11 protein-coding genes and 1 pseudogene are annotated in these 9,581 nt (G+C 53.4%); 10 read left to right on the forward strand and 2 right to left on the reverse strand.

The genetic code is table 11. The features are described 5' to 3' along the window. Positions 1 to 145: 145 nt before the first annotated feature. Together PEL01S_RS33590 and PEL01S_RS33595 are read left to right on the forward strand one after the other, a co-directional pair. A complete protein-coding gene (locus PEL01S_RS33590) occupies positions 146 to 778 on the forward strand; it encodes a GNAT family N-acetyltransferase (RefSeq protein ID WP_127463275.1) in 633 nt (210 codons plus the stop codon). 39 nt (positions 779 to 817) lie between these two features. Then, positions 818 to 1,840, forward strand: coding sequence for a hypothetical protein (locus PEL01S_RS33595; RefSeq protein WP_127463276.1), 1,023 nt, complete (start codon positions 818 to 820; stop codon positions 1,838 to 1,840). A 100-nt stretch (positions 1,841 to 1,940) separates the two neighbouring features. Here the strand turns inward: PEL01S_RS33595 and PEL01S_RS33600 are convergent, their stop codons facing one another. Both PEL01S_RS33600 and PEL01S_RS33605 read right to left on the reverse strand, forming a co-directional pair. Next, positions 1,941 to 2,441, reverse strand: coding sequence for a fascin domain-containing protein (locus tag PEL01S_RS33600; RefSeq protein WP_127463277.1), 501 nt, complete (start codon positions 2,439 to 2,441; stop codon positions 1,941 to 1,943). 289 nt (positions 2,442 to 2,730) lie between these two features. Next, positions 2,731 to 3,213 carry a nitroreductase gene (locus PEL01S_RS33605; RefSeq protein WP_127463278.1) on the reverse strand — a complete coding sequence of 161 codons (483 nt, stop codon included), beginning with the start codon at positions 3,211 to 3,213 and terminating at the stop codon, positions 2,731 to 2,733. 221 nt (positions 3,214 to 3,434) lie between these two features. On the opposite strand from PEL01S_RS33605, the gene PEL01S_RS33610 reads away from it, so the two are divergent. The 8 genes and pseudogenes from PEL01S_RS33610 to PEL01S_RS33645 form a co-directional block, all read left to right on the forward strand. Continuing rightward, positions 3,435 to 4,049 (forward strand): superoxide dismutase, encoded by a 615-nt coding sequence (locus PEL01S_RS33610; RefSeq protein WP_127463279.1) that lies wholly within the window; start codon positions 3,435 to 3,437, stop codon positions 4,047 to 4,049. Positions 4,050 to 4,074: 25 nt separating this feature from the next. Beyond that, positions 4,075 to 4,308: a hypothetical protein gene (locus PEL01S_RS33615; RefSeq protein WP_127463280.1), complete on the forward strand. Its 234-nt coding sequence runs from the start codon at positions 4,075 to 4,077 to the stop codon at positions 4,306 to 4,308. A gap of 232 nt (positions 4,309 to 4,540) precedes the next feature. After that, complete coding sequence (locus PEL01S_RS33620; RefSeq protein WP_127463281.1) at positions 4,541 to 5,173, forward strand: hypothetical protein; 633 nt, start codon at positions 4,541 to 4,543, stop codon at positions 5,171 to 5,173. A gap of 3 nt (positions 5,174 to 5,176) precedes the next feature. Further along, positions 5,177 to 6,667: a hypothetical protein gene (locus PEL01S_RS33625; RefSeq protein WP_127463282.1), complete on the forward strand. Its 1,491-nt coding sequence runs from the start codon at positions 5,177 to 5,179 to the stop codon at positions 6,665 to 6,667. A 44-nt stretch (positions 6,668 to 6,711) separates the two neighbouring features. Continuing rightward, complete coding sequence (locus PEL01S_RS33630) at positions 6,712 to 7,842, forward strand: pentapeptide repeat-containing protein (protein WP_127463283.1); 1,131 nt, start codon at positions 6,712 to 6,714, stop codon at positions 7,840 to 7,842. A gap of 27 nt (positions 7,843 to 7,869) precedes the next feature. Continuing rightward, positions 7,870 to 8,361, forward strand: a complete 492-nt coding sequence (locus PEL01S_RS33635; RefSeq protein ID WP_127463284.1) for an imm11 family protein — start codon at positions 7,870 to 7,872, stop codon at positions 8,359 to 8,361. Between the two features lie 334 nt (positions 8,362 to 8,695). Next, complete coding sequence (locus tag PEL01S_RS33640; RefSeq protein WP_174807051.1) at positions 8,696 to 9,097, forward strand: DUF4280 domain-containing protein; 402 nt, start codon at positions 8,696 to 8,698, stop codon at positions 9,095 to 9,097. 74 nt (positions 9,098 to 9,171) lie between these two features. Then, positions 9,172 to 9,581, forward strand: a pseudogene (locus tag PEL01S_RS33645) (hypothetical protein); the annotation flags it as partial.

Raw genomic sequence — 9,581 nt, forward strand, 5'->3', positions numbered from 1 at the left:
CGCCATTAGCGCAGGTGGCGGGAGTGTTCAATTGAAAATAAACTTGACACCTGCTAAAAGCGCTGTCAATGATAGATAGTGAGGGAAAATATTCCAACCCCGAGGGCTGCAAATATCCCCGATCTGAACGATAGGAGCGGAGTTCATGGAGCATCCCAAGTTTTATCACTCCAAGACAGTACAACGGCAAAATCATACGTTTGTAGTGGAAGGGCCTGTTTCGGCGGAGCGGCTGCAAATCTTAGACATGCACCCGGAGCTGAAAGGGTTTCGCAGACCCGAGGAGCAGCTTGAAGCGCTTATGGACATCGCGGCGCTGCCCGAGGGTAGAATCGTGGTAGCGCGCCATGAAGCCACGATCATCGGCTATGTCACGTTTCATTATCCGGACGAAAGCGAGCCGTGGTCGGCAGGGAAGATGGACGATCTGCTGGAATTCGGCGCTATCGAGGTAGCGGCCTCGTATCGTTCGCTTGGATTGGGCAAGGAGATGCTTCAGCTTGCTTTTGCCGGGGGTCAGATGGAGCACGCCATTGTGTTTGCCACCGAATATTACGGGTATTGGGATTTGGCGAACAGCAAGCTCGACGTCTGGGAGTACCGCAAAATGACGGAGCGGCTGATGCAATGCGTCGATATGGTCTGGTACGCAACCGACGACCCGGAAATCTGCTCCCATCCGGCCAACTGTCTGCTGGTCCGCATCGGTAAGCATGTACCGTTGTCGTCCATAGAGCAATTCGACAGCATCCGGTTCCGGCAGCCGTTTAAGTACTGATGCTACAGCAGCAAAATTTTTCGAAAATGAGGTGCAAGGATGGCAAGCTTGACTTATTATCCTGGCGATGAATTGGAAAAATGGGACTTGGGCGATTCAGGAGCCCGTGCAGCGGTGTGGAATGGCCGGAAGGCGCTTTATATGGAAAAAATGAACTCGGCTGTCTTTCTCCGCGACGAAATACCTTTTCGCTCTTTTCGTCTTCGGGCGGAGGTAGCGATACCCGAACCCATAGGGTTTGTAGGTTTCGCGTTCGGAGCCAAGGATACGGCCAATTACGAGTTGATCTATCTTGCTTCCGAGGAAATTCAATACGATCCGGTGATGAATGGGTCCATGACATGGCAGGTTTACAACGGCCCTTCGTATCAAAAGCCGTTGCCGAATACGACGGGAGGATGGAGAACGTTCGCCGTCGAGGTTCATCCGGGCGGCGCGGCCGCTTATTTGGGAGACGACCCGGAGCCTCAACTCGTGATCTCGAACCTTCAGCACGGAGGCGCTGTTGGCAAGATTGGCCTATGGAGCTTCTTGCCCTGCTATGTTTCCAAGCTGACCGTGGAGGAACTGGCGCCTGTAACTATAGGAAGCAAAGCAGCGAACGCCCGCCAACCGGCCGAAGCGGATTTCGTTACGGAATGGCACGTTTCGCAGCCATATGTCCAAGACGAAAGACCGGAGGAGCCGCACAGGACGAAAGCGGTGGTGGAAGAAAACGGCGTCCTCAATTTGAACAGACGGTATAAAGCGGAACAGGGTCTTTGTGTCGAAGCCTGTGCCGAGATTTCTGTTGCTGAGGATACGGAGTCGCTGTTAACCGTCGGTTTCTCCGACCGCCTTCGCCTGTGGATTAATGAAGAAGAGATATTCCAGGGAAGCTGGAAGTGGAATCCACCGGCCAGCGACGGACGAATCCGGCCCGATCATGCCCATATCCCGGTACGATGGAAGGCTGGGTCCAATACGATTCGCGCGGAAGTGGCGAACACCGAGTTTTTTGGCTGGGGGCTGGCGGTCAGAACAGGTCTGCCCGGAAGCCTGAAGGAAGACCTCGGACTCTAACTTTTCAGTCGCAAAAGGCGCCAATGCTGTCGCGTTCGCGACTTCTTGGCGCCTTTCTTTATTTCATCGCGTCGTACTGACGGTCAAGGGTGCGGGTTATTTACCAGTTTTTCACTTTGAATGTTTCGAATTTGGACGGAGTGGCAACGTTTACGACAACTTTTCCGCCACCGCCGTTGACGGCGCTGACATATTTGCCGTTGCTTAAAGCTTTGGCCTGAATCGCTTTTTCTTGAGGCGTATTGACCACATAGGTGATGGTGACTTTTTCAGTCGTGCCGATCGAAGCGGCGTTCGCCACTACGGTGCCGTCGGCCTTGAAGGAAGCAAACTTGCCGTTGCTATGGGACTTTAATGCGAAATACTGCGCGTCTACCGGAACCAGATCAAATTTAGTCGCTTGATCCGCCGAGCCGGCGTTTGCCGTTACGCTACCGTCTCCATTGACTTTAATCCACGATCCATTAGCCGACTGAAAGCTGACGACAGGCGCCGCAGCGGCTTGATCGGCGGACGGAGCGGCGCTTGCGGCGAGCGAGAAGGACAACGCCATAACGATAGCGAACAGGAAAAGCGGAGCTTTTTTCATTAACATTTTCATATGGTATCTCTCCTTTGGATTCGTTTATCTTCGTTTTATTGACTTCTTCGCGCTTCGTGCCGTGCTCTTGGAGTTAAGGGTAAAAACCCGTCGTCCTCAGACGATCCTTGCGCGGGACAATCCGTGCCACCTCATTCACCTCCTTTTGATGTAAATTATTACAATATATGTTATTAAAGCCATTGGTTAGAACTGTGAAATGAAAAAGACTGCCGACCCCCTGGCAGCTAAGGCCGGAGGCGCGGCAATCTTTATGAACAGGAGCAGATCATGCCCGCGGAGGCGCTTGTCAGATCAGCATGCGAATGCCTGCTACGATGATACACAAGACACCGTATATCACGCTCCCTTTCAGAAAAGCAATAAAATGAAACCGGTAATTTTTATAGTCCTTCATACCTTTCGTTCCCGGAATAATTAAAAAATCCGGTGTAATAAAACAAAACATAAGCCAATCAAGCACGACCAGATCCACTAGGCTGACGATGATAAACACGAGAAACGGATGCAAAAAAGCAACCATAAAGGAGATTTCGTCGCAATACAGCGTGGAGATGAATGGAGCGATCATGAGCAGCGCAGCAAACGGCGCCCCGATCGCTTTAGACAGCTTCGTTTCTTTCGACGTTTTCGGGGGGACGGAGAGCCGGATGCTTTGAGGATAATCGTTTAACAGCAGCCGCGGGTTGTAAACCAGCATCCCTACAATAACGATGCAAAAAAATATGGACAGCAGCATTCCTTCGATAAAAATCTGCGAAAAATTCAGCATAAGCACCTACCTCCTGTACCACGTGTGTGAAGCCCGTCGTCCTGTAGCCATCGTATTACTTGGGGTGACCGATTATTCCTGCGGAATGCGGCTCAAGACAGACGGGAAACACTTTTCGATAAAAAAAGTTTACCTATGTAAAAATAATTGGTTATATACAAAATTGTTTCGATCATGTAAACTTGGGGTGTACCAAACAATTGGAAAAAGGAGATTATGGAATGGAACAATTTACTTTGCCGGAGCTGCCTTACGGATATGACGAGTTGGAGCCTTATCTGGATGCCAGGACGATGGAAATTCATCATAGCAAGCATCATGCAACGTATATAGCGAATTTAAACAAGGCACTGGAGGACCATTCGCAGTTTAAGAATGCAACCGTCGAAGAGCTGATTAGCAATCTGAACGATGTGCCGGAGGATATTCGGATGGCCGTCCGGAATCACGGGGGCGGGCATTACGGTCATAGCCTGTACTGGTCCATCATGAGTCCTAACGGGGGCGGAACGCCCTACGGAGATATTGCGAAGGGGATCGAGAAGCATTTCGGCAGCTTCGAACAGATGAAGGACGAGCTGACGAAAGCGGCAATCAGCCGTTTCGGATCGGGCTGGGGATGGCTTGTTGTCGATGGAGACAAACTGGTAGTGACCAGCACGCCGAATCAGGACACTCCTTTTATGGAAAATAAAACCCCGATTCTGGTCGTCGATGTGTGGGAGCATGCCTATTATTTGCAGTATCAGAACAAGAGGCCGGACTTCGTGTCTTCCTGGTGGAATGTCGTCAACTGGGAAGAGGTCAACCGCCGGTATAACGAAGCGATTCGTTAAAATGCACTGTTGGGCGGGCGGGAAGTTGCTTCTCGAGCTTTCGCACCTATCGGATAACCGCTTCTACTGCAGACAAACGGCCGATGCTCCGCAGGCTTCGCTCATCGTGGAGCAAATGAGGCAGTGCCCGTATAGCGGCAAGCTTCGTTACCTCAGCGAAGCGGCCGGGATGGTCGGCTGCCGTAATTTAGCCATTTTCCCAGCTGTTCCGCAAAACGTTACGCTACAACCCGAGCGAGCTTCGCAAATCTTAATATAATGCAGAACAAGCAGCCAGCCTCCATAGAGGACGAGCTGCTTGTTTTGTTTTGGCTGCCGCCTGTGCTCTCAAAATTGTGAGTATTAACACACTTATGGAAAAATTACTAAAAATATCTAAAATTCTCGATCGCTCTGTCCGATATACAATGAAAAGTGTAATCTGGAATGAATTTGCAGAAAAATCAAAGATTCCGCGCATCATGGAGACGGAACGGAAGGCAGGCTGAACGATGGAGCATATGGACGAGCAGTGGCTTGAGCTGATAGGCAAGCAGGAGCAGGAAGAACGGCAGGAGGCGCTGAAGGCGGCATTGTCGGCAGAGAATGTCAGCCGGGCGATTCAAGCGGGCGAGCTTGCGCTGGGCGACGAGACGATCACATTTTCCAGAACGGAAGTGATCCCCGGGCAAGTGTTCATGTTTGTGCCGGATTCCTTCGAGCCTATGCCGGAGGATTACGCCAGGATCAAATATCCGGCCGACCGCCGGCCAAAGCTGATCTATACTGACCCGACGCTGGAAATTAACCTGACCGTCAATCCGACGGCCAACCGGATGGTGAACGACGAAATGGACACGTTCGTCAAGGATCTCAGCTTCATGATCCGGCGGATGCAGCCGAATGCCAAATGGATCGGCGAAGGCGTCCGCGAGGTCGGTGGCCGCAAGATGGGCTTTTATGAATTTTCCGTGCCGGTGCTGGACGGGGTTATGTATAACGGCATCTTTTTCATTGAGCTGGATGGAAAAGGCGTCTTTTTTGGCTTGAACTGCATGGAGAAATATACGGAGCAGTGGCGCCCGATCGCCCATGGCATCATGGACGCTCTGCAAATCAATCCGAAGCGGGAAGGAGAGGAATAAAGGGTGGCAGAACGGTCTTATGCGACTTATCAGGATCTGGAAGTGACGCCTTTTACGTTCGAATCGATCCAGGAGCTGGCGATCGTCAAGCAAATCAACGAGCATGCCACGCTTCGCTTGACCGGCATTGTCCCGGAAGAGCTGAAAGCCAGCTACATGGAAATGAATCATGCCCGGACGAATATCGCCGTTACTCAAAAGACCGAGCAGGGCGGGAAAATCCACCTGTTTCAGGGCATGATTATGAGCATGCAAATCCATCAGGTGCGGGACGTTTACCAGCTGGAGCTGGAAGCCGTGTCACTGTCGTATCAATTCGATGTAACGCGCAAGGACCGAACGTTTCAGGACACGGGAATGGCCTATTCGCAGTTGGTGGATAAGATCGTGCAGGACTATGACGGAGCGGACGTGATGGATGCGGCCTCGAACGGCGCTGCGATCGGCCGGGTCGTTCTTCAGTACCGGGAGACGGACTGGGAATTGTTGAAACGGTTAGCGTCCCATTTCCATACCGGGCTAGTGCCTGCCGTTGCCTTCGACACCCCGAGAGTCCATTTCGGCGTTCCGGACCTCGGCTTCAAAGGGGAAGTGAACGCTTATCATTACCGCGTGCATAAACGGATGGAGCTGTACCAGCAGTCGGTGCAAGGGCTGATTCCGGAGTTAAGCGAGAGCGATTGCATCTTTTATGAGGTTGAAACCGATCAAGTGTTCGAGATCGGCATGGAAGTGACGTTTGACCGGCAGCGGCTCGTTGTCTATGAAGTTCGGGTGAGCATGCTCGACGGACTTCTGAAATATAAGTATTTGTTGACCACCCGTGCAGGTCTGAGCGTGCGGAAGCAGTACAACATGTCCATTGTTGGGGCGTCGCTGCAAGGGAAAGTGATTGCGGTCGCCAAAGACAAAATTAAAGCGCATTTAAACATCGATCCGGCGCAGGACGCGGGCAAAGCGTTCTGGTTTCCGTACTCGACGATCTATGCTTCTGAGGACAATGCCGGCTGGTATTGCATGCCCGAAAATGGGGATGATGTCCGCATTTATTTTCCGACGCACAAGGAAGAGGACGCGATTGCGATCAGCTCCGTGCCGAAGCCGAAGCCCGAGAATGGAGCCGCAGGCGGTGGTGGAGCGGCAGGTGCGGCGGGAGGAGGCGGCGCGTCTGGGGCGTCCGGCGGCGGCGGAAGCGATCCGATGGAAGACCCGAGTATCAAGACGATCAAGACCAAAAACGGCAAAATGATCGTGCTCGCGCCCGACCACATTCTCATCACGGGCGACGGCGTGTCGATCACGCTCAGCGATGCGGACGGCATCTCGATTGTTAGCAGCAAAAACGTGACAGTGAAAGCGACCGAGGAAGTGACAATGACCTCGAAAAAAATAACGATTTCCGCTCAGGAAAAAATCGAATTGACCTGCAAAGCCAGCTCCGTCGTACTGGAAGACCGCGTCGACGTGAAAGGCACCCAAGTTCATAACAACTAACGAAGCGCACGCTTGCGCGAGCAAACGCCGGGGAGGAGAAACGATTGCAGCAGGAACCGTTAGAACGATGGCTGTCGCAGGAGGTCGCACCGCAGCAGGAGGCCTTGATCAAGCGTCTGGGCACGGAGGTCCGCGAACAGGCCGAAGCCCGCATTCGGGAATGGATTGAGCCGTTCCGCAAGCTTTGCCTGCGCATTCATGCGATGCAAGAAGCCGGTGACAAGCGTCCCATAGCCTATATCCACGTCTCTTATTTGCGCTCGTGGCTTGGACAAGGAAAGCTCATGTGCAGTCTGGAAGCGTACGACGATACTTGGTATTTGGACCGGTCGGCTTGCATGGAGCTGCACGAGCTGCCATGGCTGTATGATCATTTGGATGTGTACCGGAGAAAAATAGACGAAGCGCGCAAAAGCTACGGCGCCGATATTTTGCCGCTGGAAAGCGACCGCGTCTGGATGGAAGACGTGTCCATCGCCGGCCATTATGTCGTCAGCCTCGTCCGGGCGGCCGCTTCGCGTATTGTGGAGCTGCCGGAGTTTCAACGGATCGAGCGGGCCGATACGTTCCGCATTCGCGCAGGCGAGTACCTCGATCTGAGCGAGGACGTCTGGGTGGAAGTACGCGAGGAAAAGGATGCGGCGGCGATCCGCGCTTCGCTGGAGCGGCAGGACGGCACGCTTTTCCGCTATCAGGACTGGCGCGAACTCGATTTGAGCGGCGGCCGCTACGAAGGGGCCGATGTGGCTTACAGCCATCTGACCGGCTCGAATTTAACGGGAAGCCGCTTGAACAAAAGCGTCTGCTTAGGGGTCGATTTCAGCGGCAGCCGCATGCGGGACGTCGACCTAAGCCAAAGCGTGCTGTATGACGCCAGCTTCAGCCATTGCGACCTGCAGGGGGCGAATTTTCAGGAAGCCGTCGGTGGTAAGCCGCTTATTCATGAAGGGCAGGTCATGGGCACCTTCGGCGTCAGCTTTGCCGGAGCGGATCTGCAAGGAGCCAACCTGATGTTTGCGGACTTGGAGCATGCGGATTTTCGCGGGGCTGATTTGCGAGGAGCCAAGATCATCCTGCTGGAGGCGGCCAAATTCGCGCTTAGCGAGGAGCAGAAGCAGCAGGTGCGTTGGATGGAGGAAGACGAAACGGGACGGTTGGTTGATGTTCGGAGCTAGACCGATGCCGGGGAGGACAGAACGGGCATGTACTATTTTCGTTTGCAGCAGGACAAGCGGTTCATCGACGGCTTGAGGCTGGAGCAAGTCAGCCGGGATATGGAGATTAAGGAGCGGAACATCGTGTTTGTGAAAGAGGACGGGGACAAGCCGGTTTACCTCGACTTCATCGACCATCCGCGCCGGCTCGTATCGGATCGGCTGAAAGCGCTGCTTGAAAAATACGACGACCGGCTGCGGTTTCAATCGGCTATCGTGACCGGACGCAGCACGCAGCGTCAAGACATCTACTGGTTTATGGAGCCGGGCGAGCTGGATTGTTTGTCCGGGAAGACGCAGGTGGACGCCGGCGGGACTTGCCGACGCTTGGTGCTGGATGCCCCGAAAGTGCGGCGGGAGCGCATTTTTCGCGTGGCGGGCTTGCAGGAAGATGTGCTGATCGTCCGGCTGGACATCGCGGAAAGCTTGCTCCGACGGACGTTTACGGGGCTTCATTTGACCCCGGTGGAGTTGGATTAGGAGAGCGTTGCTAAAGCAAAGCCTTTAGCTTGTTGAGAAAGTGGCTGGATAAAGGTAATAGAATGCACGAGTGGGTGGGGTATCTACTTCCAGGCGCTCTTGTCTGCAGGAAATTTTTATTGGAAGCCGCTTTGCAGCGGATATTTCCCGCAGACAAAGGCGCACGCTATCGCTCCTCCAGTAGATACCCCACTTCCGTATGTATCTCTATCCCAGTCAAAACCACCTTCCCAACACTCTAAGTTTTGCTAAAGCGAAGCCTAGTAGGATAGCAAAGCTCAGTAACGCTTACGAAGATGGCTTTGCTAAAGCAAAGCCCTGAGGAGGGGAACAAATGCCTAGTGTCAGATCGTTTATAAAGCCCGCGGGTCCTGCCGTTGAAGCGCCGGCGGGGCAGGAAGCCAGCTATGTCGTAAGGGGAGCGATGCTGGAATGCGAGTGCGGCAGCAATCCAAATCTGCTCAATCTGCCGACGTGCCATGGCACATATATTCAGGGGCAGCCGCTCATGAATGTCGCGGACAGCAAGCCCGTCGTCAATATTCCGGCAACCTTCGGCGTATGCGAAGCGCTGGATGCGCCGTGCGAGCCGCAGGTGAACATGGAGTGGATGAACGGGAAAGCCGACGTGCTTATCGACGGTAAGCCCGTGTTAACCAGCGACTCCTACATCATGTGCATGAAGCATGCGAACGGGGTCATCTATATTGCCGATGACGGGCAGAAGAAAGAATAGCTTCCGTTATAAATAGTTGGGTTTACTAAGCCTTAAGCCATCTTTTACTTGCAATAGATTTGAGGGGGATGGATGTGTCAAACAACGAATCGGATCGCCTGTCGGGCTTGACCGTACAGGATCTTATGCTGAAATGGCCGTACGGAAAGTTGCGGCTTGAAGAAATAAAAATGACGCGGTTTCCCGGAGCCCATGCCCGCATGCAGCTCGGGGGCATCATGAGCGAGGAAGACAGCCAAGCCTTGGTGCGGCAAGGCAGCTACCGCGACCCTATCGGCCTGTATGCGTCCCGGGAAGGGCAGCCGGAGGAACCGTTATTCCTCGGTCAACTGCATGAAATCCAAGTCGACCGCATCCATGGCGTATATAACGTGCAGGTGGACGTCATCTCGCATACGTACCAACTGGACGTACAGCGCAAAAGCCGCTCCTTCCAGCATGCGGGCATGCTTTATACGGATGTGCTGTCTGAAGTGATCCACGC

This window comes from Paenibacillus elgii NBRC 100335, assembly GCF_004000865.1.
Taxonomy (GTDB): Bacteria; Bacillota; Bacilli; order Paenibacillales; family NBRC-103111; genus Paenibacillus_G; species Paenibacillus_G elgii.

What these genes read in the sequence shown, in the direction of transcription:
- PEL01S_RS33635 (WP_127463284.1), top strand. Translation starts at nt 7,870, where the DNA reads ATGTACTATTTTCGTTTGCAGCAGGACAAGCGGTTCATCGACGGCTTG.
- PEL01S_RS33620 (WP_127463281.1), top strand. Translation starts at nt 4,541, where the DNA reads ATGGAGCATATGGACGAGCAGTGGCTTGAGCTGATAGGCAAGCAGGAG.
- PEL01S_RS33610 (WP_127463279.1), top strand. Translation starts at nt 3,435, where the DNA reads ATGGAACAATTTACTTTGCCGGAGCTGCCTTACGGATATGACGAGTTG.
- PEL01S_RS33600 (WP_127463277.1), bottom strand. Translation starts at nt 2,441, where the DNA reads ATGAAAATGTTAATGAAAAAAGCTCCGCTTTTCCTGTTCGCTATCGTT.
- PEL01S_RS33590 (WP_127463275.1), top strand. Translation starts at nt 146, where the DNA reads ATGGAGCATCCCAAGTTTTATCACTCCAAGACAGTACAACGGCAAAAT.
- PEL01S_RS33605 (WP_127463278.1), bottom strand. Translation starts at nt 3,213, where the DNA reads ATGCTGAATTTTTCGCAGATTTTTATCGAAGGAATGCTGCTGTCCATA.
- PEL01S_RS33640 (WP_174807051.1), top strand. Translation starts at nt 8,696, where the DNA reads ATGCCTAGTGTCAGATCGTTTATAAAGCCCGCGGGTCCTGCCGTTGAA.
- PEL01S_RS33595 (WP_127463276.1), top strand. Translation starts at nt 818, where the DNA reads ATGGCAAGCTTGACTTATTATCCTGGCGATGAATTGGAAAAATGGGAC.